The sequence below is a fragment of the Burkholderia sp. S-53 genome, from assembly GCF_025560745.1.
Classification (GTDB): domain Bacteria; phylum Pseudomonadota; class Gammaproteobacteria; order Burkholderiales; family Burkholderiaceae; genus Burkholderia; species Burkholderia pyrrocinia.
Map to the genome: position 1 here is coordinate 61596 of NZ_CP090483.1, position 19736 is coordinate 81331.

23 protein-coding genes are annotated in these 19736 nt (G+C 65.8%); 5 read left to right on the forward strand and 18 right to left on the reverse strand.

Features of this window, described 5'->3' with window-relative positions:
- Window positions 1–57: 57 nt before the first annotated feature.
- From LXM88_RS05295 to LXM88_RS05325, 7 genes are all read right to left on the reverse strand, one after another.
- A complete protein-coding gene (locus tag LXM88_RS05295; protein WP_262539271.1) occupies window positions 58–831 on the reverse strand; it encodes a fimbria/pilus periplasmic chaperone in 774 nt (257 codons plus the stop codon).
- Window positions 832–973: 142 nt separating this feature from the next.
- Entirely contained in the window at window positions 974–1525 is a 552-nt protein-coding gene (locus LXM88_RS05300) for a fimbrial protein (RefSeq protein WP_262539272.1), read from the reverse strand.
- Between the two features lie 184 nt (window positions 1526–1709).
- A complete protein-coding gene (locus LXM88_RS05305) occupies window positions 1710–1949 on the reverse strand; it encodes a hypothetical protein (RefSeq protein ID WP_262539273.1) in 240 nt (79 codons plus the stop codon).
- Between the two features lie 51 nt (window positions 1950–2000).
- A complete protein-coding gene (locus LXM88_RS05310) occupies window positions 2001–2315 on the reverse strand; it encodes a complement resistance protein TraT (protein ID WP_262539274.1) in 315 nt (104 codons plus the stop codon).
- A gap of 105 nt (window positions 2316–2420) precedes the next feature.
- Window positions 2421–4568: a peptidase domain-containing ABC transporter gene (locus tag LXM88_RS05315; protein ID WP_262539275.1), complete on the reverse strand. Its 2148-nt coding sequence runs from the start codon at window positions 4566–4568 to the stop codon at window positions 2421–2423.
- 40 nt (window positions 4569–4608) lie between these two features.
- Window positions 4609–5868 (reverse strand): HlyD family secretion protein, encoded by a 1260-nt coding sequence (locus LXM88_RS05320; protein WP_262539276.1) that lies wholly within the window; start codon window positions 5866–5868, stop codon window positions 4609–4611.
- Window positions 5865–7223 (reverse strand): TolC family outer membrane protein, encoded by a 1359-nt coding sequence (locus tag LXM88_RS05325; protein ID WP_262539277.1) that lies wholly within the window; start codon window positions 7221–7223, stop codon window positions 5865–5867. The genes LXM88_RS05320 and LXM88_RS05325 overlap by 4 nt, the downstream gene beginning before the upstream one ends.
- A gap of 542 nt (window positions 7224–7765) precedes the next feature.
- Here LXM88_RS05325 and LXM88_RS05330 point away from each other — a divergent pair.
- The 3 genes from LXM88_RS05330 to LXM88_RS05340 all read left to right on the forward strand — a co-directional run bounded on the left by LXM88_RS05330 (window position 7766) and on the right by LXM88_RS05340 (window position 9797).
- On the forward strand, window positions 7766–8908 hold the full coding sequence (locus LXM88_RS05330) for a cupin domain-containing protein (protein WP_262539278.1): 1143 nt from the start codon (window positions 7766–7768) through the stop codon (window positions 8906–8908).
- 31 nt (window positions 8909–8939) lie between these two features.
- A complete protein-coding gene (locus LXM88_RS05335; protein WP_262539279.1) occupies window positions 8940–9167 on the forward strand; it encodes a hypothetical protein in 228 nt (75 codons plus the stop codon).
- A 141-nt stretch (window positions 9168–9308) separates the two neighbouring features.
- The gene (locus LXM88_RS05340) at window positions 9309–9797 is read left to right on the forward strand and encodes a CPBP family glutamic-type intramembrane protease (RefSeq protein WP_262539280.1); all 489 of its coding nucleotides are present in this window, start codon (window positions 9309–9311) and stop codon (window positions 9795–9797) included.
- Window positions 9798–9930: 133 nt separating this feature from the next.
- Here the strand turns inward: LXM88_RS05340 and fliR are convergent, their stop codons facing one another.
- The 9 genes from fliR to LXM88_RS05385 all read right to left on the reverse strand — a co-directional run bounded on the left by fliR (window position 9931) and on the right by LXM88_RS05385 (window position 15820).
- Window positions 9931–10713, reverse strand: a complete 783-nt coding sequence (gene fliR / locus LXM88_RS05345; protein WP_262539281.1) for a flagellar biosynthetic protein FliR — start codon at window positions 10711–10713, stop codon at window positions 9931–9933.
- 23 nt (window positions 10714–10736) lie between these two features.
- Window positions 10737–11009: a flagellar biosynthesis protein FliQ gene (gene fliQ / locus LXM88_RS05350; RefSeq protein WP_096472095.1), complete on the reverse strand. Its 273-nt coding sequence runs from the start codon at window positions 11007–11009 to the stop codon at window positions 10737–10739.
- A gap of 19 nt (window positions 11010–11028) precedes the next feature.
- Complete coding sequence (gene fliP / locus LXM88_RS05355; protein WP_262539282.1) at window positions 11029–11790, reverse strand: flagellar type III secretion system pore protein FliP; 762 nt, start codon at window positions 11788–11790, stop codon at window positions 11029–11031.
- Window positions 11791–11826: 36 nt separating this feature from the next.
- The gene (fliO, locus tag LXM88_RS05360) at window positions 11827–12396 is read right to left on the reverse strand and encodes a flagellar biosynthetic protein FliO (protein ID WP_262539283.1); all 570 of its coding nucleotides are present in this window, start codon (window positions 12394–12396) and stop codon (window positions 11827–11829) included.
- Window positions 12393–12884, reverse strand: a complete 492-nt coding sequence (fliN, locus tag LXM88_RS05365; protein WP_262539284.1) for a flagellar motor switch protein FliN — start codon at window positions 12882–12884, stop codon at window positions 12393–12395. Before fliN ends, fliO begins: the two co-directional genes overlap by 4 nt.
- Window positions 12877–13875: a flagellar motor switch protein FliM gene (gene fliM, locus LXM88_RS05370; RefSeq protein ID WP_262539285.1), complete on the reverse strand. Its 999-nt coding sequence runs from the start codon at window positions 13873–13875 to the stop codon at window positions 12877–12879. The genes fliN and fliM overlap by 8 nt, the downstream gene beginning before the upstream one ends.
- Before the next feature lie 22 nt (window positions 13876–13897).
- Entirely contained in the window at window positions 13898–14434 is a 537-nt protein-coding gene (gene fliL, locus LXM88_RS05375; RefSeq protein ID WP_262539286.1) for a flagellar basal body-associated protein FliL, read from the reverse strand.
- Window positions 14435–14607: 173 nt separating this feature from the next.
- Entirely contained in the window at window positions 14608–15330 is a 723-nt protein-coding gene (locus LXM88_RS05380; RefSeq protein ID WP_262539287.1) for an LrgB family protein, read from the reverse strand.
- A 13-nt stretch (window positions 15331–15343) separates the two neighbouring features.
- Entirely contained in the window at window positions 15344–15820 is a 477-nt protein-coding gene (locus LXM88_RS05385) for a CidA/LrgA family protein (protein WP_262539288.1), read from the reverse strand.
- A 139-nt stretch (window positions 15821–15959) separates the two neighbouring features.
- Here LXM88_RS05385 and LXM88_RS05390 point away from each other — a divergent pair, with 139 nt between their 5' ends.
- Window positions 15960–16886, forward strand: coding sequence for a LysR family transcriptional regulator (locus LXM88_RS05390; RefSeq protein WP_262539289.1), 927 nt, complete (start codon window positions 15960–15962; stop codon window positions 16884–16886).
- 61 nt (window positions 16887–16947) lie between these two features.
- Here LXM88_RS05390 and LXM88_RS05395 read toward each other — a convergent pair whose 3' ends face one another.
- Together LXM88_RS05395 and LXM88_RS05400 are read right to left on the reverse strand one after the other, a co-directional pair.
- Window positions 16948–18510 carry a DHA2 family efflux MFS transporter permease subunit gene (locus tag LXM88_RS05395; protein WP_047899419.1) on the reverse strand — a complete coding sequence of 521 codons (1563 nt, stop codon included), beginning with the start codon at window positions 18508–18510 and terminating at the stop codon, window positions 16948–16950.
- A 177-nt stretch (window positions 18511–18687) separates the two neighbouring features.
- Window positions 18688–19176, reverse strand: coding sequence for a MarR family winged helix-turn-helix transcriptional regulator (locus LXM88_RS05400; protein WP_262539290.1), 489 nt, complete (start codon window positions 19174–19176; stop codon window positions 18688–18690).
- Between the two features lie 174 nt (window positions 19177–19350).
- Here LXM88_RS05400 and LXM88_RS05405 point away from each other — a divergent pair, with 174 nt between their 5' ends.
- Window positions 19351–19635, forward strand: a complete 285-nt coding sequence (locus LXM88_RS05405; protein ID WP_262539291.1) for a multidrug ABC transporter ATPase — start codon at window positions 19351–19353, stop codon at window positions 19633–19635.
- The last annotated feature ends 101 nt before the right edge of the window (window positions 19636–19736 follow it).

A 19736-nucleotide genomic window follows, 5' to 3' on the forward strand; every position in this document is an offset into this window, starting at 1 on the left:
CGCACGGGGCGACGCCCCGGCGCTGAAGATGTCGGCCTCGCGGCGCGGACGGCGCAGCTAGCGGGTGTCGTCGAGCACCGCCTGCCACTCGACGCCGGTGCCGAAGTCGTTGATCGTCGAATAGTCGAACTTCGTGCCGGGCGGCAGCGCCGGCAATGCCGCATCGAGCGGAAAGACGTGCGACGCCTGCGGCGCGATCATCGCACCGTCGCTGAGCGAGAAAGTGCGACCGCCGTGCACGATGCGCGCCGACAGCACGACGACGTTGTAAGGCGTCGGATTCGTCGCGCGCAGCGCGTGACCTTTGCCATCCGGTGCGGTCGCGAGCGACCACTTCAGCTGCCTCGCGGCGGCAATGGCGCCGTCCGCGTTCAGTCCGACCGGCCGGAAGAACAGCTTGATCCGCGAACGGAACGCGAGCTGCAGCACGGTGGTGGACTGCGTTTCGTCGACGCCGGGCGGCACGTCCAGCACGTTCAGCCAGTACACCGATTCGCGATCCTGCGGCAGCGCGTCGCCGGTGTAGACGATCCGCACGGTCTGCCCCCGGCCCGAGTCGATCCGGAACACGGGCGGCATCAGCACGAACGGCACCTTCGTGGTGCCGGGTCGTGCGCGTGGGTCGCCGTCGTCGAGCCACGTCTGCACGAGCGCGGGTTGCGCGCCGTTGTTGTCGAGCTTGACGGTCACTTCGCGGTCGCCTGCCGGGTAGATCACGCGGGTGCCGGACACGATGACGCTCGCCGAGGCCTGCTGCGCGAAGCACACGAGCGCGGCGCTGATGCACAGCGAGAACTGGCGCAAAAGGGACGGGAGAATCGGAATCATCATATGTAGCGCGATGGGCAGGGAACGCCGGCGGCCGGCGCACCCTGCGGCACGGTCATGCCGGCGACACCCGCGGTGCCGCCGGCCGATATCGCCGCGACGGGCGCGCACGCGGCGCGTGCTGCCCGTCGCGGCAGCCTGGGGATCAGAGGTAGTCGATCGAGTAGGTGACCGACGTGCTCACGCCGCCGGCGGTCGCCACGCCCTGCGCGTAGTACTGCGCGCCGTAGACCATCGTGGCGCTGTTGTTGGCGATCGGCACCGAGGTCTTGCCCGGGTCGCGCTGGCTGGCGTCGCCCGCCTTCAGCGCATTGCCGTCCATGTCGATCAGCTGCACGGAAACGTTGTTGGCCGCGTTGACGACAGCCCGGTTGGTCAGCGTGCCGTCCGCGGTGTTCACGTTCGGGCCGGCTTCGAAGAAGGTGCGCACCGACTTGCCGGTCGCGTTCGTGCAATTGCTGAGCGCGATCGTGAAATTGGTCGCGCCGGTGGTAGCGCCCTTCGACGACAGCGTGCTCGCGCTCACGCCAGGCAGCCCGACCGTGCCGTTGTTGCTGCCGTTGTTGATCTTGACGTCGCAGGTCGCACCGCTCAGCGTGCCCGTGATGGTCACGGTGCCGTCGTATGCATGCGCGGTGAGCGGCGCGAGCGCCATCGCGGCGGTGACCGCCGACGCCAGGGTAAGTTGCTTGATCATGGTCTGCTTCCTCGGTGATTTGCTCGAAAAAACTCCGCCGGCCGTTCAACGATCCGGTCGGATAAATTTAGCTTTCCAGGAAAGGGCGCCGCAATCGCAAAAGATCCAGAAATGCTGCGCTTTCCATTGAATCAGCATTCCTGAATATCGAGACAACGTGGCGCCCGTTCTGGCAGCGCGCTGGCTATCGCACCGCGCGCCGCAGTACCGCCAGCGAGACGGCGATTGCCGTCACGCCCACCGCGACGGCAATCTTGCCGAGCGTCCCGACTGCCTCCGTCCCGCTGTTGTCCGACGGGAACGGATTGACCCACGGCTCGCGCGGCTCGCGCGGCGCGAACAGGTTGTTGAGCCAGCCGACGAGATCGCTGGACGACAGACCGCCGGATACGGCAGCACGTTCCGCATGGTGCATTTCACGCATGATGTTTGCCCTCTGGAAAAAACTGGAATGGATAAACGGGCCCGCCGCGTATCACTTCGGTGCCGGCAGGTTCGGGTCGAACAGGCCTTCCATCACGCGATTGAAGACCCTGAGCGTCTGCGACACGCCATTGACGAGGCCGTATGCCTTGCCGCCGATCACGCCGAGCGCCGCGCCCGCGATCAGGCCGACACCGGCGCTGAGGATGCCGAAGCCCAGGATCCCGCCCTGGCTGCCGCCCGTCGCCGCGCCCTTGAAGCCGCCGGCGACCAGGCCGGCCGTGGCGCCGAGCAGCGCTGCACCGACGCTGCCGAAAAAGCCGCCGCCGCTCACTTCATGGCATTCCACCGTAGTCAACTCACGCATTTGCGTTTCTCCTTGTTACTGCTGGGTGCCGATCTCGCGAGGCCGGATCGGCATCGGCCGTCTCGCCGCCCGTCGGGCGGCCGAGTGCTTCGCGACGCCGCAGCGCTACGCCGGCTCGGGCGCGACGCGCGCGTCGACGGGTAGCTCATGGGCTGCGCCGCCCGCGATCTCGATTACGCGATCCGCGCTGCGGATCGTTTCCGGACGGTGCGCGATGATGATCCGCGTGACGTTCATCGCGCGTACCGCGTCGTTGATCAGGGATTCACGTTCGATGTCGAGATGGCTCGTCGCTTCGTCGAGCACCAGGATCGCCGGCCGGCGGTAGAACGCGCGGGCGAGCAGCACCCGCTGGCACTGCCCGCCCGACAGCGACGACCCCATGTCGCCGACGAGGCTCCGGTAGCCCATCGGCATTGCGACGATGTCGTCGTGGATCTGTGCGAGTCGCGCGGCCTGCTCGACGCGCGCGTCGTCGGGCTGCGGGTCGAAGAAGCCGATGTTGTCGGCGATCGAGCCCGCGAACAGGATGTCGTCCTGCATCACGCAGCCGATCCGGTCGCGATACGGATGCAGGCCGAGCTTGCGGATATCGATGCCGTCGACCTGCACGCTGCCGTGCTCCGGCGCGAGCAGGCCGAGCAACAGCTTCGCCATCGTCGTCTTGCCCTGGCCCGACGGGCCGACGAGCGCGACCGATTCGCCGGGCGCGATCGAGAACGAACAGCCGTCGAGCACCCACGGCTCGGTTTCCGCGTAGCGGAAGCGCACGTCGCGCACGTCGATCGCGGGCGGCGTTGCATGGCCGGCCTGCGGCGGCCGCACGACCTTCGCCTCCATGTCGGCTTCGACGTCGGTCAGCACGATGTCGGCGAGACGCTCGCCGTGCAGGCGCAGCATCCTGAAGTCGATCAGCGTGCCGATCAGCCCGGCGCCGCGCGCCATGAACTGGTCGGCAAAGCTGACGAACGCGACCAGCATCCCGGCCGAGAACTGCCCGTCGAGCACCTGCTTCGCCGCGAGCCAGACGAGCACCACGCGACCCGCACCGGCAATCACGCCCTGCAGCGTCGAGAAGCCGATCGACAGCCGTTCGATCGCGACGTGCTTGTTGGTGGTCTCGACGACCGCGTTCGCATAGGTCGCGACGCGCGCTTCCTGCTTGTTCGCGAGCTTGATCGCCTGCACGCCGCGGATCGATTCGAGCAGGTTCGACTGCGCGCGCGCCGCATAGACGATCTGTTCCTCGTTCGCCTGCCGGAACGGCCGGTACGCGATCCAGCGAATCGCGCCGTACGCGGCGAACAGGCCGAGCACGAGCCACGTGAGCGAAGGGCTGTAGACGAACAGCATCGCGAGCGTCGCGATCGCCATCACGCCGTCGAGCAGCGCGCCGATGAACTGCGTGGTCAGCGTGGCCTGGATCGTGTTGATCGCGCCGAATCGCGACACGACGTCGCCGATGTGGCGCTGCTCGAAATACGCCATCGGCAGCCTGAGCAGGTGCGCGCAGACGTTCGCGGTCCACTGCACGCCAAGCAGGCTCGAGAACCACGTCACCACCCATGAGCGCAACGCCGACACCGCGTTCTGGAACAGCACGACGAGCAGGAAGCCGATGCCGAGCAGCGTCAGCAGGTCCGCATCGGCCGACACCAGCACCTGGTCCATCACCCACTGCATGTAGAACGGCGTGGCGATGCCGAACACCTCCAGCGCTGCAGACAGCAGCAACACCTGCGCGAACGTCGTGCGGAGGCCCGTGACGCCGCCGACGAGCTTCGTCATCGAGATCGCCTCGCGCGCCTGCGTGCGCTCGAACGACGGCGACGGCATCAGCTCCAGCGCGACGCCGGTGAAGTGCTCGGACACTTCGGCGAGTGGCACGTCGCGACACCCGCGCGCGGGGTCGTGGATCGTGATCCGGCCGCGCGACACCGACTTCAGCACGACGAAGTGGTTCATGTCCCAGTGCAGGATGCACGGGCGGCGCAGCTTGCCCAGTTCATCGAGTTCGAGCCGCAGCGCGCGCGACGCGAGGCCGAGCCGGTACGCGATCAGCATCACGTCGTTGAGGGTCGCCCCCTTCAGCGACGGACTGAAGCGTCGGCGCAGGCTGACGAGGTCGAGGTCGTGGCCATAGCGGCTCGCGACCATCCCGACGCACGCGAGCCCGCATTCGGCCGCCTGCGTCTGCAGGATCACCGGCAGGCGGCGGCGCCAGCCGAATTGCAGCGCATCGATCCATTTCATGATTGAACGGGCTCCATGACGAATGCGTTGAGGGCGCGCATCAGGCCGACACGCGGCGACCGAGCGCATACAGCGGCTCGAGCACCCACTCGACCAGCCGGCGCCGGTCGATCAGCACGTCGGCCTCGAGCGCCATCCCGGGCCGCAGCGCCTCGCGCTTGCCGTACGCGACGATGTCCTGGCGATCGAGCGCGACGACGACGCGGTAGAGCTGCTCCGGCACGTTGGCGCGCCCGGTCAGGTTCGCGACTTCCTGCGGCGACAGCGCGGTACGCGACACCTCGGTCACGCGCCCGAACTGCTGGCCGAATTTCTGGAACGGGTACGCCTCGTAGCGCAGCACGACGCGCGCGCCGGTGCGCACAAAGCCGATCGCACGGCTCGGCACCATCAGCTGCGCCTCGAGCGGCGCGCCTTGCGGCAACAGCGACACCGCCGACTGGCCCGCATTGACGATCTGCCCGGGCTTCGCGAGCAGCGCGGCCACGACGCTTGCCTGCGGTGCGCGCAGGATGACCGTACGACGCGCTTCGTTCTCGGCGATCGACTGCTCGACGTCCGCGAGCTTGCGCTCGATGTCGTTCTGCTGGTTGCGGGTGGTGAGCGGCAGCTCGCGCAGCTGCTGGCGGGTCTGGTCGAGTTGCTGGCCGACGTCGAGCCGCAGGCGGGCAAGCTCCTGCAGCCGCGCCCGCGCGTCGAGCAGCAGGCCTTCCTGCTGCTCGACCTGGCTGTTCGACGCATAACCCTGCTCACGCATCGACTGCAGCTTGTCGAGCTGGTGTTGCGCGAGTTCGGCCTGGCGCAGCCGCTGCGCGTTCTGCCGCGCGATCTGCGTGAGCTGGTCGTCCAGCGCCGCCGCGCGCGTGCGCAGGCCGCGCTGCGCTTCGCCGCTCAGTTGCGACTGGCTGGTCAGATCGGTCTCCAGGCGCGAGCGCTGGAACTTCAATTGCCGGGCGACCGTCTCGCGCGTGCCGCCCAGTTCGGTCGCCACTTCGGCCGAGATCGCCAGCAGTTCCGCACCGGCCGCCACCGCCTGTCCTTCGCGCACCCGCGTGCCGACCACGGTGCCCGTCAGCGGCGGCGCCACCGTCAGCAGCCCCGTCGCCGGCAACAGCTGGCCGGTCACGCGCTCGCGCTTCGTGTAGCTGCCGAATACGAAAAACGCGACGACCACGAGCGTCAGCGCGGTCGCGACGCCGATCGTCAGCCAGCGCCAGGGCGGCGAGTACAGGCTGACGGTACCCATCAGCTTGTGCCGGGTCGCGTCGAGCGCTTCCTGGCGGAACAGGGAATCGGTCATGAGCGGACTCCCGCGGCAGGCGCCGGGCCGTCAGCGCGGCAGCCGATGGCGGCCACGTCGTCGTCGCCGAGCGTGCCGAGCGCGGCGGACAGTTGCAGCCGCGCACGCAGGTAGCGGTAGCGCGCGTCGGCGAGATCGCGGATCGCTTCGAAATAGCGCTGCTGCGCATTCAGTTCGTCGATCTGCGTGCGCAGCCCGACTTCGCGCCCGAGGCGGGTCGACCTCACCTTGCTGTCGGCCGACGCGAGCGCGCGTTCCTGGGCGCGGATCAGCGCGACGCCGTTGGTGATGCCGAGGTGGGCCGCACGGGCACGCTCGCGGGCCTTGCGGCGCGCATCATCGAGCGCGTCGCGGGCCTGGTCGCGCCGGCGGTAGGCCTCGCGGCTCGCCGACAGCGGGCCGCCGCCGGCGAACAGCGGGATCGTGACCGTCACGCCGATCATCGACGAGCGGGTTTTCGACGTCGTGCCGAACACGGTGTCGAGCCCGTTCTCGTTGGCGCCGCGGCTCCAGTTCGTGCCGTAGCTCGCCTGCAGGTTCACGACCGGCAGGTGCGCGCCCGTCGCGGCGACGATGTCGGCCCGCGACTGGTCGAGCTGCTTGCCGGCGATCCGCACGTCGACGTTGTCGCGGGCCGCATCGTCCATCGCGGTCGCGAGATCGACCGGTGCGGCCTGCGGCGCGCATTGCCACGAGATCGGCGCGAGCTCGGCCGCCGTCAGCCCGGTGATCCGCTGCAGCGTGCCGCTCGCGATCGCCAGATCGGTTTGCGCGCTCACCGTGCGCGCCAGCGCTTCGTCGAGATTCGCGCGCGCCTCGTCGACGTCGGTTCGCGTGCCGTCGCCGATCCGCAGTGCGGCCTGCGCCTGGTCGAGTTGCTTGTGGAATGCCTGCTGCGCGGCTTCGGCGGCCTGCAGCACTTCGCGTCCGAACAGCACGTCGAAATAGGCGCCGGCGACGTCGGTGATCAGGGTCTGCGACGCCTTCTCGTATTCGATGTCCGCCTGGTCGGCGAGCGTGCCGCCGCGCTTGAAATCGGCGATGCGGGATACATCGAACAGCGGCTGCGTGACGGTTGCGGAAGCGCTGTGACGGCGGACCGCTGCCGCATATGCCGCGGTGGGCTGGTCCTGCTTCGTGTAGCTGCCGTTGAGCTCGGCGCGCGGCAGCAGCCCCGCAAGACCTTGCCAGCGTTTCTCGCGGCCGGCGAGCTGCGCGTTGCGCGCCGCGCCGATGCCCGCATCGAAGCGCCGCGCCGCGCTCACCGCGTCGAGCAGGTCGGCCGCGTGCGCCGGCCATGCGGCGCCGAGCCAGCCGAGAACGGCCATCAGCCGGAAGGATCGAGTCGAAATCATCTGCCTGTACGCGCCGCTGCCTGTCGGTCGGTCGCTGGAACCGCGGCGAGGTCACGCCGCAAAGCAGAGGATTATTCAGTAGTGCATGACGGCACGATATCGTCGTTCGTCCAATTTCCGGCCGGTGCGTGCAGGGTTGCGAATGGTGGAGTGCGACGGAGCACCGAGCGGGAATAGCGGCATGCTGCTCGAAGCACAGGTATGCGCGTCGCTGCAACGGAGACGGCCGAGGAAGTCCGGTCGGAGCGAGATGCGACCACCAGCTAACCAATCGACAGTTTGACAAGCCTCGTCAGTTGCGACGGCAGCACTAGTGTTCCCCTGTTGGCGGCCGGCCACGCCCCGCCTGTTTTCGGCGAGCAGCGACATCGGCAAAAAATGGATGTTTTGCTATGGATTCGACATTTATTTAGGACTATTTTTCAAATGAGGCGAGCAAGATGGATTGCTTCCTGAAATTATAAATATCGTTTTCATTTTTCTTCCGCCGATTGAGTCGTTCATTGAGGGTGGTGGAGAGACGTTTTCAGAGGTGGAGCCACATGATCGAGTTGAATATGAAGGCAAGCCGTTTTGTTGAAAATTATTTAGACAAGCATCCAGTCCTGTTCAGAGATGCATTGCGAAACAATTTTTTGTCATGGGATGAAATATCGGAGGCGATATATATTGGTGAATCGATGACGCAAGGACCAAGACTGAATAAAGGTGGATTTCTTGAGGAATCAAAATACATCGCAAATTGTGGCGAGCTGGGTCAGGTCAGACGTAGACTTGAAAAAGGCATTCTGTACGACGAACTTCGCAATGGCACAACCCTTGTATTTAATCGAATGGAGTTGGCCTCATATAAAGTCAGATTGATATGCAAATCGATCTCAAGATTTGTCGGCGAGCATGCCGTCGCAAACGGATACATCGCATTTGGAGAGGATGAATCGTTTGGAAAGCACTGGGATACGCATAGTGTCTTTGCAGTTCAAATGATGGGTAGGAAACGATGGTTGATCTACGAACCAACACACGCATTGCCATTGAAGCATCAACGAAGCACCGGGAAGCAATCGGAATGTCCGGCAGAACCTTATATGGATGTTACGATCGAAACTGGAGACATCCTATATCTACCAAGGGGATGGTGGCACACTGCGATTCCCTTGAACGAAGAAACGTTTCATTTGGCAGTGGGCGTGCACGAGTCCACCGTTTCGGATTATATAAAGTACCTGGCAAACGAAATTATTGGCAATTTCGATGTGTTCCGGCAGACGATTGCCCTCGGCGAGAAGCGGGACATCGATCTCGGGCTGGTGGCAAGTGAGCTGGCACGAATTGTTGAGGATCAGAATATGCTGGCCAATTACAATGATCGCAGGCGACGGAATTTTAGAGAGGCGTCAAAGCCAAATCTACAATTGCACGCCTTGCGATCAAATTTTCAGCTTGATAAGGAGGCGAAGTTTCTCGCAAATACCCCAATAAGAAGCGTCAGCATTGATGAAAAAATAAACGGAGTGCAAATGCCAGTTGGAGTTGATTTTAAAAAATTACATAAAGTTATCTTTGCATCGACGGGGATCATTTCCTACAAAGAATTGCGTGATTGCACTTGCGAAATCTCAAGCGAAGAGTTTGATTCGTTGATTGTGAAGTTGCTGGAAATCGACGTGCTTGAGCTTATTTGATTGACTGATTGATTGAAATCGGAGGGTGAGAATGGAACTCTTGACGGACGATGAAATTAACTTGGTCAGCGCGGGTAATGGCATGGTGCAGGGTGCCATTATTGGCTGGTTTGTAAGCAAGGGACTGGATGCGACGTACGATTTGATTAAATATACTATTGACTGGATTTCGAGAAATAAAATGGAGATCAACGATATAACTATGTACAACGCTATGGGCGACTTTAACAACCAAGGAAACGACGCAGACGGTCAGTAATTTTGATGATGCCGCTCACTTTGGAGTGTCGGGCAGAGGTAGGTCTGAGGCTTTCCTAAAATATCGAGTGCTATATTTTCGAATACTTTCATTGGCGAGATTTTATTTAAAGACTTCCTTTTTAATTGGTGGCGAATTGCGATGGAAGACTGCTCTGATAACAGTGTGATTCGCACTATCTCGCGTAGCCCGGTGCTCGTTTCCGCGCTTCTGACTTGGGTTCTCACATACGTCGCCGGCATTGTTGTCTGGGGTGGCCAGTTTGTATTCGGACTTCCATTCGCCCCCTCCTCCGGTGCGCTGCCTGAAATAGTGAAGTACGACCTATTGACCCGCCTGTTTGTTGGCTCACTCGTTGCTCCGATAGTCGAAACATTTCTTTTCCAGTGGCTTCCCATTCGGTTGATTCGCCGCACATTCGGAGCGAGTGTTTGGTCGGCCATCGGTGCTTCAACTCTTGTGTTCGGTGCAACGCACGGCTACAGCATCCTGTACGCGACAATCGCTTTATGGGGCGGGCTGATTTTCGCAACGGTCTTCGTGCTGCGTGATTATCCCGGTGGCCGTCCCTTTTTGGTCGTCGCCACCGCCCATGCCGCCCGCAACACGCTGGCAAGTATCCTCATCTGACGCGAACGCATCATTCCCGGGTCAATCGGTAGAATCGTCGGCAATTGGCCGGATGAATAGGCCCTGAATCCACTCGAAATCGTGATGCCTCGGCCGAAGCAGCGCCTGTACCTCGGGACGAATGACCCGCGCCTCAGCGCCAGCCGAGCAGCACGCGCCCCGTCGCGTCGAGCCCCACGTCGAACAGGTGCGACACGAACGGCACGAGGTTCGGCACCATCAGCTGCACGAGCAACAGCCCGACCAGCATCGTGACGGGAAAGCCGATCTGGAACACGCCGATCTGTGGCGCCGCGCGGTTCAGGATGCCGAGCGCGAGGTTCGCGATCAGCAGCGCCGCGACCACCGGCAGCGCGAGCAGCAGCCCCATCTCGAACACGGTCGCGCCGAACGCGGCGAGCGTGCGCCAGCCGGGCGCGTGCAGCAGGTCGGCCGACACCGGCAGCGACTGGAACGATGCGGCAAGCGCAGCGAACACCTGCAGGTGGCCGTCCACCGCGAGGAACGCGAGCATCGCGACCGCGTTCAGGAAGCGCCCCATCACGGGCGTCGCGCCGCTCGTATGCGGATCGAAGAAGGTGGCGAAGCCGAGGCCCATCGACAACCCGATGAAGTCGCCGGCCGCCTCGACGGCCGCGAACACGAGCTGCATCGTGAAGCCCATCGCGATGCCGATCAGGAACTGCGTGACGACGATCCAGATGCCCTGCGCGGAGAACACGGTGACATCCGGCATCGCGCCGAGCGTCGGCGCGACGACCAGCGCCATGAACGCGGCGAGGCCGATCTTCACGCGCATGGGCACTGCCGCGTGACCGACGACGGGCGCCGTCGCGACGAGCGCGAGCATCCGCACGAACGGCCACAGGAAGGCGGTGAGCCAGCCGTTGAGTTGCGCGTAGGTAACCGAGAACATCGCCGCCGGGTGGTGCGCGCGGCTCAGCCGACGCCGAGCGTCGCGACGTGCAGCAGCGTCTGCCGCAGGTAGTCGAGCATCGTCGTCAGCATCCACGGGCCGGCGATCACGAGCGTCGCGGCCACCGCGAGCAGCTTCGGGATGAACGACAGCGTCGACTCGTTGATCTGGGTCGCGGCCTGGAACAGGCTCACGACGAGGCCGACCGCGAGCGCGACCAGCAGCAGCGGGGCGGCGAGCAGCAGGCCGACCATCATCGCGTGGTGCGCGAGGGTCATCACTTGTTCGGGCGTCATCGCGCGATTCCTCCGCTGCTCAGGTGAAGCTCTGCGCGAGCGAGCCGATCAGCAATTGCCAGCCGTCGACCAGCACGAACAGCATCAGCTTGAACGGCAGCGACACGGTGGACGGCGACACCATCATCATCCCCATCGACATCAGCACGCTCGCGACGACCATGTCGATGATCAGGAACGGGATGAAGACCGTGAAGCCGATCTGGAAACCCGTCTTCAGCTCGCTCGTGACGAACGCGGGCACCAGCAGCGACAGCGGCACGTCCTCGGGCCCCTGCATCGGCGCCGCCTTCGAGATCTTCGCGAACAGCGCGAGATCGGTCTCGCGGGTCTGTTTCAGCATGAAGGTCTTGAACGGCGCGATGCCGCGCTGCACGGCCTGCTCCATCGGCATCGCGCCGTCGGAGAACGGCTTGTAGCCGTCGTTGTACGCGCGGTCGAGCACCGGCGACATCACGAAGAAGGTGAGGAACATCGCAAGGCCGACGAGCACCTGGTTCGGCGGCGTCGTCGCGGTGCCGAGCGCCTGGCGCAGCAGCGACAGCACGATGATGATGCGCGTGAAGCTCGTCATCATCAGTACCATCGCCGGCAGGAACGACAGCATCGTGAGCAGCAGCATCGTCTGCACGCTCAGCGAATAGGTAGTACCGCCGTGCGGGCCCGGGCTCGCGTTGAACGCGGGCAGGCCGTTCGCCTGCGCGCACGCGAGCGCGGGGGCTAGGCAGAGGATCAGCACGGGCGCGACGCGCGCCGCGCGACGCAGGAATTCGTGTTTCATCGGATTGCGGGAACGGAAAGAGGGCGCGGCGTCATGTCAGCGGTCCTTGCCGCGACCGAGCCGCTTCGCGGCTTCGCCCGCGAGTGCGTCGCGAAACCGCGAACCGAACGTGCCGGGCAGGCTGCCTTCGAGCGAAGCGGCGGCAGGCGCGTCCGCCGAACCCGATGCCGCGGTGGCGGTGGCCGAAGCCTGGCCGGCCGGCAGCGTATGCAGCAGCCGCACGTTGCCCGGCGCGACGCCGAGCACGAGCCAGGTGTCGCCGATCTCGACGATCGTCGCGCTTTCCTTCGCGCCGAGCCCGACGCTCGACACGACCTTCAGCGGGCCGCCGCGCCGCGCGGGCTGGAAGCCGAAGCGGCGCGCGAGCCATGCGCACGCGAACACGAGACCGATCACGACCGCGAGCCCGACGAGCGTCTGCAGCACCGCGCCGATGCCGAGCGACGGCGCGGCCGAGCCGACCATCACGCTCGACGCGATCGAACCTGCATTGTTCACCGCGTTCATGTCGGCGGCGCCGGCCGGCGCGCAGGCGAGCGTCGCCACGACGGCAAGCGCCGCCGCGATCGCGATGCGTGCGCGGCGGCCGGGCTGCGCGATGCTCACCGGTTCAGCTTCCGGATGCGTTCGGCCGGCGTGATGATGTCGGTGAGACGGATGCCGAACTTGTCGTTGACGACCACGACCTCGCCCTGCGCGATCAGGCAGCCGTTCACGAGCACGTCCATCGGCTCGCCGGCCATGCCGTCGAGTTCGACCACCGAGCCCTGCGCGAGCTGCAGCAGGTTGCGGATCGCGATCTTCGTGCGGCCGAGCTCCACGGTCATCTTGACCGGGATGTCGAGGATCATCTCGATGTCGTTGTGCGTCGAGCTCGCCGCAGCCTTCGACAGCGGCTGGAACACGCCGGCGCCGGTCGCGCCCGGCTGCACCGGCTGATGGTTCTGCTCGGCGAGCGCGGCGGCCCAGTCGTCGATGCCCTGTTCCTCTTCCGCAGCGGCCGGTGCCGGCTGCGCATCGGCGGCCGATGCCGCGAGGGCCGCATCGGCCATCGCCTGCACGTCGTCCTCGGGCGTCTGGTTCAGCTCACTCATATCCACCTTCCTTCATCGTGTCGCCCGCGCTGATCATCTTCTGCACGCGCAACGCATATTGACCATTGAAAATTCCGTAGCCGCATTCCATCACCGGCACGCCGTCGACCTTCGCGGTGATCGTGTCGGTGATCTCCAGCGGCAGCACGTCGCCCGCGCGTAGGTTCAGGATCTTCTCGAACGTCGACGGGATCTCGGCGAGATTCGCGCTCAGCTCGACTTCGGCGGCCTGCACCTGCTGCGACAGCACGCGCACCCAGCGGCGGTCGACTTCGAGCGCCTCGCCCTGGATCGGCGAACTGAGCACGTCGCGGATCGGCTCGATCATCGAGTACGGCATGCAGATGTGCAGCGTGCCGCCCGTCGGACCGAACTCGATCGAGAACTGCGTGACGATCACGATCTCGTTCGGCGTCGCGACGTTCGCGAACTGCGTGTGCATCTCCGAGCGCACGAACTCGAACTGCAGCGGCCGGACGCTCTTCCATGCGGTCGCGTAGTGCTCGAACACGAGGTTCAGCAGCTTGCCGATGATCCGCTGCTCGGTGGCCGTGAAATCGCGGCCTTCGACGCGCGTGTGAAAGCGCCCGTCGCCGCCGAACAGGTTGTCGACGACGAAGAACACGAGGTTCGGGTCGAACACGAACAGCGACGTGCCGCGCAGCGGCTTCACGTGCACGAGGTTCAGGTTCGTCGGGATCGGCAGGTTGCGGGTGAACTCGCTGTACTTCTGCACCTTCACCTGGCTCACGGAGATTTCCGCCGTGCGCCGCATGAAGTTGAAGATGCCGATCCGCAGCAGCCGCGCGAAGCGGTCGTTGATGATCTCGAGGCCGGGCATCCGGCCGCGGACGATCCGCTCCTGCGTCGCGATGTTGTAGGGGCGGACGCCCGATGTGTCGCGCTGCTCGTCGACTGCATCGGTTTCGCCCGTGACGCCCTTGAGGAGGGCATCGACCTCCTCCTGGGACATGAACTCCTGGTGGCCCATGCGCGCTCCTTTCGCGGCCGCGTTACTGGACGACGAATTCGGTAAACAACACGTCGTCGACCTTCGCGCGCTGGTTGCCCGGCTGCGTCGGCTGCTCGATCAGTTCCCGCAGTTCCTTCGAGAGCGAACGTTTGCCGTCCGGCGTCGCGAGTTCCTCGGGATGCTTGTTCGACAGCGCGAGCAGGATCCGGCTGCGGATCTCCGGCATCCGCGCGGTCAGTTGCTCCTGCGCCTTCGGGTCGGTGAGCTTCAGCGACAGGCCGACGCGCAGGTAATGCTGCGCGCCGTCGTCCGACTGCAGGTTCACGGTGAGCGGGTCGAGCGGGAAGAACACCGGCGCGGCAAGCGGCGCCGGCTCGGCGGGCGCGCTCGCATGGCCGACGCCTGCCTTGCTCAGGAACACGTACATGCCGCCGGCTGCGGCGGCGGCCGCGCCCAGCGCGATGACGGCGATGAGCGCGATGCGCTTGAACTTGCCGGACGAAGCCGGCTTGTCGGCGGTCGGGTTTGCGGTCGTGGAGGCCATGTGAATGCGTGCGTGATGTCTCGTAGCATGCATTGTTCGGCATCCGGGCCGAGCCCGATGGGCGGAAAAGAGGGGGGATTTGCGGCTATCTCAGCCGATTGTCGGCCGGGCGTCGGCTCGCTGCAGGGTGGGGGCGGACGCGCAGGACGGTCATTCCGGGCGCGGCCGGGCATGCCCGGCGGGCGTCGGCCGCCCGGCGCGGGCCGTCAGATCGGCAGCAGCGTCAGCAGCGGCGCGATCAGCACCATCGCGACGCCGGCGATCATCATCGTGAGGCTCGACACGACGCCTTCCTCGCTGCCGATCTCGCGCGCCTTCGCGGTGCCCACGCCGTGGGCGGCCGCGCCGAACAGCGCGCCGCGCGCGAGCCGCGTGCGCATCGGCACGAGCGCGAGGACGATCTCGCCGAGCAGCATCCCGCAGATGCCGGTCGCGATCACGAACAGGGCGGTGAGGTCCTTCGGCGCGTGGATCTTGTCCGACACGGCAAGCGCGAACGGCGTCGACACCGAGCGCGTCATCAGCGAGCGCTGCAGTTCGGGCGACAGGTGCAGCAGCTTCGCGAGCAGCAGCGACCCGCACACGCCCGCGCCGATCCCGACCGCGACGCCGACCGACAGCGACAGCCAGTGCCGGCGGATCAGGTCGCGATATTCATAGATCGGCACCGCGAACGCGATCGTCGCCGGGCCGAGCAGCCACATCAGCCAGCGCGTGTCGCGGAAGTAGACCGAATACGGGATCCCGGTCAGCAGGACGAGCAGCACCAGCACGCCCGGCACGAACACGAGCGGCGAGAACAGCAGCGTCTTCCTGTACGCGTAGAGCCGCTTCGACGCGACATACAGCACGACCGTCAGCACGAAGCAGCCGAACGAGATCGCGGTATTCACGTGGTCGGCGGACAGGTTGGACAGCAAGGCAGGCATGCGCGGCTCCGGCTCAGTGGGCGGGCGCGGTGCTCAGGCGCGCACGGCGGCGTTCGGCGAACACGCGCTGCACGGCCAACCGGCGCTCGAGCTTCGCGGCGAGATCGACCGCGACGGCCACCGCGACCATCACGAACGCGGTGCCCGCGAGCATCACCAGCGCGATGCGCCAGCCGTCCTCGCGGAACAGCCCGCCGTACTGGACGGCCGCGACGGCGGCCGGCACGAAGAACAGCAGCATGTCGGACAGCAGCCAGTTCGCGCCGTCCTTCACCCACGCGGGCGCGACGCGGCCCGAGAACAGCAGCACGAGGAGCACCGCGAGGCCGACCACGCCGGACGGAATCGGCAGCCCGATCGTCCGCACGGCCCAGTCGACGGCCATCCACAGCGCGCCGAGCGCAGCGGCCTGCAGCGCGATCCGGCCCGCGCGCGTCATGCTGCCCGAGGCGGCGGGGCGGGCGGCGGCAGTAGCGGTCGGCTTGGTCATGGCAGGCTCCATACGGATATTTCGTCGATGGTGTGAGTATAGGGTTTCCCCTAACCATAAATAAAATGACTTGTCTCTATCCTTTACATTCCAGTTTGGAATTCAGTTTGGATCGTTGCACCAACTTGGGGAGTTTTCGATGGAATTGCGCGCGCTGCGGTACTTCGTCGAGGTGGTCCGCCAGCAGAGCTTCACCGCGGCGGCCGACAAGCTGTTCGTGACCCAGCCGACCATCAGCAAGATGGTGAAGGCGCTCGAGGACGAGATCGGTTCGCCGCTGCTGCTGCGCGACGGCCGGCAGATGGTGCTGACCGACGCGGGGCGGATCGTGTTCCAGCGCGGCCAGGACGTGCTTGCCGCGCAGGCGCAGCTGCAGTCGGAGCTGAACGATCTCGGCACGCTCGGGCGCGGCGAGCTGACGATCGGGGTCCCGCCGCTCGGCGGGTCGCTGTTCACGCCGATCATCGCCGCGTACAAGCAGCGTTATCCGAACATCGAGCTGAAGCTGTTCGAGCAGGGCGCGCGGATGATCGAGGCGGCGCTGATGTCGGGCGAGCTGGAGCTGGGCGGGCTGCTGGAGCCGGTCGACCCGGCCGTGTTCGAGCGGCTGCCGATGGTACACGCGCCGCTGTGGCTGGTCGCGCCGCGCGAGTCGCGCTGGGAGGATCACGCGGCCGTGCCGCTCGCGGATCTCGCGCGCGAGTCGTTCGTGTTCTATGCGGAAAGCCTCGCGCTGCACGACGCGGTGCTCGATGCGTGCCGGCAGGTCGGCTTCACGCCGTCGATCGTGAGCCGCAGCGGCCACTGGGATTTCATGGCCGCGCTCGTGCATGCGGGCGTCGGTATCGCGCTGCTGCCCGAGCCTTACTGCCGGCGGCTCGACGTCGGGCAGTTCACGTGCCGGCCGATCGTCGAGCCGGAGATCACGTGGGCGATCGCGCTGGGCTGGCTGAAGAAGGGCTATCTGTCGCACGCGGCACGCGCGTGGCTGGAAGTGGCGCGGGCGACGCTGCCGGTCGCGCCCGTCGACGATCTCGCGTTCGGCGGGTTGCGGGCGCGGGAGTGACGGCCCGCAACGCCGGGGCGTGAAGCGAAAACGGCGGGCGCAATAACCGCCCCCCGCGCGTTCAATGCCCCATCGCCGGCCCCGCGCCCTTCCTCGGCTTCGTGATCCACACGAGCGCCGCGAGTGCGATGAACATCACCGCCGACAGGTGGAAGAAGTCGTTGGTCGCCATCATGAAGCCCTGCTGCGTGACGAGCTGGTTGAGCTGCGCATTGGCCGTCTGCCCGACGATGCCGAGCTGCGCGAGCGCGCCCTGGTAGTCGGTCGTGTTCTGCGCGTAGACGCTCACCGATTCCGACAGCCGCGCGTGGTGGTAGATCGCGTCGTTTTCCCAGAACGTCGAGCTGGCCGCGGTGCCGATCGCGCCCGACAGCGTGCGCAGGAAGTTCGACAGCCCCGACGCGCTCGCGAGCCGCTCGTCGGAGATGCTCGACAGCGTGATGGTCGTCATCGGCACGAAGAAGCACGCGACACCGATCCCCTGCACGAGCCGCGGCAGGATCACGTGGTTGAACGGCACGTCGAGCGTAAACGTCGCATTCCACAGCGACACGCCCGCGAACACGATGAACGCGAAGCTCGCGACCATCCGCAGGTCGAGCCGGTGCATGTTGCGGCCGATCAGCGGCGACAGCACGAGCGCGAGCAGCCCGACCGGCGCGGTCGCGAGGCCGGCCTTGCCGGCCGTGTAGCCCATCACCGTCTGCAGCCACAGCGGGAAGATCACGACCGAGCCGAAGAACGCCATGAAGCCGAACGAGATGATCAGCGCGCCGAGCGCGAAGTTGCGATCCTTGAACAGCGACAGGTCGACGACGGGCTCCTTCTCGGTCGCCTCCCACACGAGCATGAACGCGAGCGACACCACTGCGATCAACGCGAGCGCGACGATGAACGACGAGTTGAACCAGTCGCGGTCCTTGCCGAGGTCCAGCATCATCTGCAGGCACGACACGCCGATCACGAGCAGCGCGAGGCCGACCGCGTCGATCCGCTGCTTCGTCGTCTTCGTCTCGCGGCCGCGCAGCAGGAAGTAGGCGCAGACCGCCGAAAAGATGCCGATCGGCAGGTTGATGTAGAAGATCCACGGCCACGTGTAGTTGTCGCTGATCCAGCCGCCCAGCAGCGGGCCGAAGATCGGCGCGACGATCACCGTCATCGCCCATAACCCGAGCGCGAGCCCGCGCTTCGCCGGCGGGTAGCTGCGCATCAGGATCGTCTGCGACAGCGGCACCATCGGCCCCGACACGAGGCCCTGCAGCAGCCGGAACGCGATCAGCGTCTCGAAGTTGGTCGCGAAGCCGCACAGCGCCGACGCGATCGTGAACGCGAGCACCGACAGCGTGAACAGCCGCACTTCGCCGACCCGCCGCGCGAGCCAGCCGGTCAGCGGCACCGCGATCGCGGACGCGACCGAGTACGACGAGATCACCCACGTGCCTTCGCTCGTCGCGACGCCGAGGCTGCCCGAGATGGTCGGCACCGCGACGTTCGCGATCGACGTGTCGAGCACTTCCATGAAGGTGCCGAGCGCGAGCCCGACGGTGAGCAGCGCGAGCGCCCCGCCGGTCAGCGGCGCGGGTTCGGCGGCGGGGGAGGCGGCGGATGCCGTGGTGGCGGACATCGGAATCTCCTAGACGCGGCGCGCACGACGCGCCGGCACAACGCACGGGTGCGCGACGCAGCGCGGCCCGGCCGGGTGGAACGAAGCAGGAAAGAAACGGAGCACGTGCACGGTCATCTTCTGCCCAGACAGAGAAATAATCGAATGCTTAACCTAGACATGAGGCCTCCGCGCGCATCAGCAGTCCGGTTCGTCGGGCTTCGGGCAACCGGTGGTGCCGGGCCCGTTGGCGATGAAGCGCTGCAGCAGGCCGGTGAGCGTCGCGAGTTCGTCGGCCGAGAAACCGTCGAGCTGCGCGTTGAGCGCGGTCGCGATCAGCGACGGCAGCGCGCGGGCCGCATCGGCGCCGCGTTCGGTCAGCGTCAGCTCGATCATCCGTCGGTCCTGCTCGCTGCGCGAGCGCGCGACCAGCCCCTTGCGTTCGAGCCGGTCGAGCATGCGCGTCATCGAACCGCTGTCGTACGACATCTTGCGAGACAGTTCGAACGGCGTGCGCGCATAACCACGCGACAGCAGCAGGATCACGCCGATCTGCTGCGCGGTGAGGTCGAGCGGCTCGAGCGCGCGGTCCATCCGCTCGACGAGCGCCTGCTTCGCCTTCGACAGGTAATAGCCGAGGCTCGTTTCCAGCGCGATGTTCTCGGGATCGTAGAGGCCGCCGTTCATACGATTGCGCGCGCAGCAACAGTGCGTTTCAGGTTAAAACGCGCCCAGTATCTTGAAAAATGATTGCTTAGTCAATATTATTTGAGGCAACCAGTTACGACGTGCATGTTGCACTGCCGGAGACGATGTTCTGACCGATTCGCCCGCGCTGCCGGGCACCCGAGGATGTTCGCGATGCTGTTCCTGAAAAATGCCGCCGGCGCGCTGCGCCGCAACCTGACCGATACCGCTCATCATGTGTTTTCCGGGCCGCACCGCGGCTGGAAGATCGCGCTGTACGTGACGATGCTGGTCGTGCCGGGCGGCTCGCTCGCGGCGCTCGGGTTCGCATGGTTCGATCATCGCCGGCAGCGCAACGCGAAGGGCGGAGCACGCCGCACGAGCCAGCCGGTCGCGACGGAGCCGTCGTCATGGCGGCCCGCCGCCGAACCCGTCCCGCTGCCCGTGCGCTGCCACTGACGCCGCGCCGCTCCCGTCCTCCTGCTTGTCCCGATCGATCGCCGGCCGCGCGCCCCGCGGCCGCCGTCGCGCGCCTGTCTCGCCGCAAGCGATCCGTAATG

Coding starts and splice junctions, on each gene's coding strand:
- LXM88_RS05295 (WP_262539271.1), bottom strand. CDS start 831: ATGATGATTCCGATTCTCCCGTCCCTTTTGCGCCAGTTCTCGCTGTGC.
- LXM88_RS05300 (WP_262539272.1), bottom strand. CDS start 1,525: ATGATCAAGCAACTTACCCTGGCGTCGGCGGTCACCGCCGCGATGGCG.
- LXM88_RS05305 (WP_262539273.1), bottom strand. CDS start 1,949: ATGCGTGAAATGCACCATGCGGAACGTGCTGCCGTATCCGGCGGTCTG.
- LXM88_RS05310 (WP_262539274.1), bottom strand. CDS start 2,315: ATGCGTGAGTTGACTACGGTGGAATGCCATGAAGTGAGCGGCGGCGGC.
- LXM88_RS05315 (WP_262539275.1), bottom strand. CDS start 4,568: ATGAAATGGATCGATGCGCTGCAATTCGGCTGGCGCCGCCGCCTGCCG.
- LXM88_RS05320 (WP_262539276.1), bottom strand. CDS start 5,868: ATGACCGATTCCCTGTTCCGCCAGGAAGCGCTCGACGCGACCCGGCAC.
- LXM88_RS05325 (WP_262539277.1), bottom strand. CDS start 7,223: ATGATTTCGACTCGATCCTTCCGGCTGATGGCCGTTCTCGGCTGGCTC.
- LXM88_RS05330 (WP_262539278.1), top strand. CDS start 7,766: ATGATCGAGTTGAATATGAAGGCAAGCCGTTTTGTTGAAAATTATTTA.
- LXM88_RS05335 (WP_262539279.1), top strand. CDS start 8,940: ATGGAACTCTTGACGGACGATGAAATTAACTTGGTCAGCGCGGGTAAT.
- LXM88_RS05340 (WP_262539280.1), top strand. CDS start 9,309: ATGGAAGACTGCTCTGATAACAGTGTGATTCGCACTATCTCGCGTAGC.
- fliR (WP_262539281.1), bottom strand. CDS start 10,713: ATGTTCTCGGTTACCTACGCGCAACTCAACGGCTGGCTCACCGCCTTC.
- fliQ (WP_096472095.1), bottom strand. CDS start 11,009: ATGACGCCCGAACAAGTGATGACCCTCGCGCACCACGCGATGATGGTC.
- fliP (WP_262539282.1), bottom strand. CDS start 11,790: ATGAAACACGAATTCCTGCGTCGCGCGGCGCGCGTCGCGCCCGTGCTG.
- fliN (WP_262539284.1), bottom strand. CDS start 12,884: ATGAGTGAGCTGAACCAGACGCCCGAGGACGACGTGCAGGCGATGGCC.
- fliM (WP_262539285.1), bottom strand. CDS start 13,875: ATGGGCCACCAGGAGTTCATGTCCCAGGAGGAGGTCGATGCCCTCCTC.
- fliL (WP_262539286.1), bottom strand. CDS start 14,434: ATGCATGCTACGAGACATCACGCACGCATTCACATGGCCTCCACGACC.
- LXM88_RS05380 (WP_262539287.1), bottom strand. CDS start 15,330: ATGCCTGCCTTGCTGTCCAACCTGTCCGCCGACCACGTGAATACCGCG.
- LXM88_RS05385 (WP_262539288.1), bottom strand. CDS start 15,820: ATGACCAAGCCGACCGCTACTGCCGCCGCCCGCCCCGCCGCCTCGGGC.
- LXM88_RS05390 (WP_262539289.1), top strand. CDS start 15,960: ATGGAATTGCGCGCGCTGCGGTACTTCGTCGAGGTGGTCCGCCAGCAG.
- LXM88_RS05395 (WP_047899419.1), bottom strand. CDS start 18,510: ATGTCCGCCACCACGGCATCCGCCGCCTCCCCCGCCGCCGAACCCGCG.
- LXM88_RS05400 (WP_262539290.1), bottom strand. CDS start 19,176: ATGAACGGCGGCCTCTACGATCCCGAGAACATCGCGCTGGAAACGAGC.
- LXM88_RS05405 (WP_262539291.1), top strand. CDS start 19,351: ATGCTGTTCCTGAAAAATGCCGCCGGCGCGCTGCGCCGCAACCTGACC.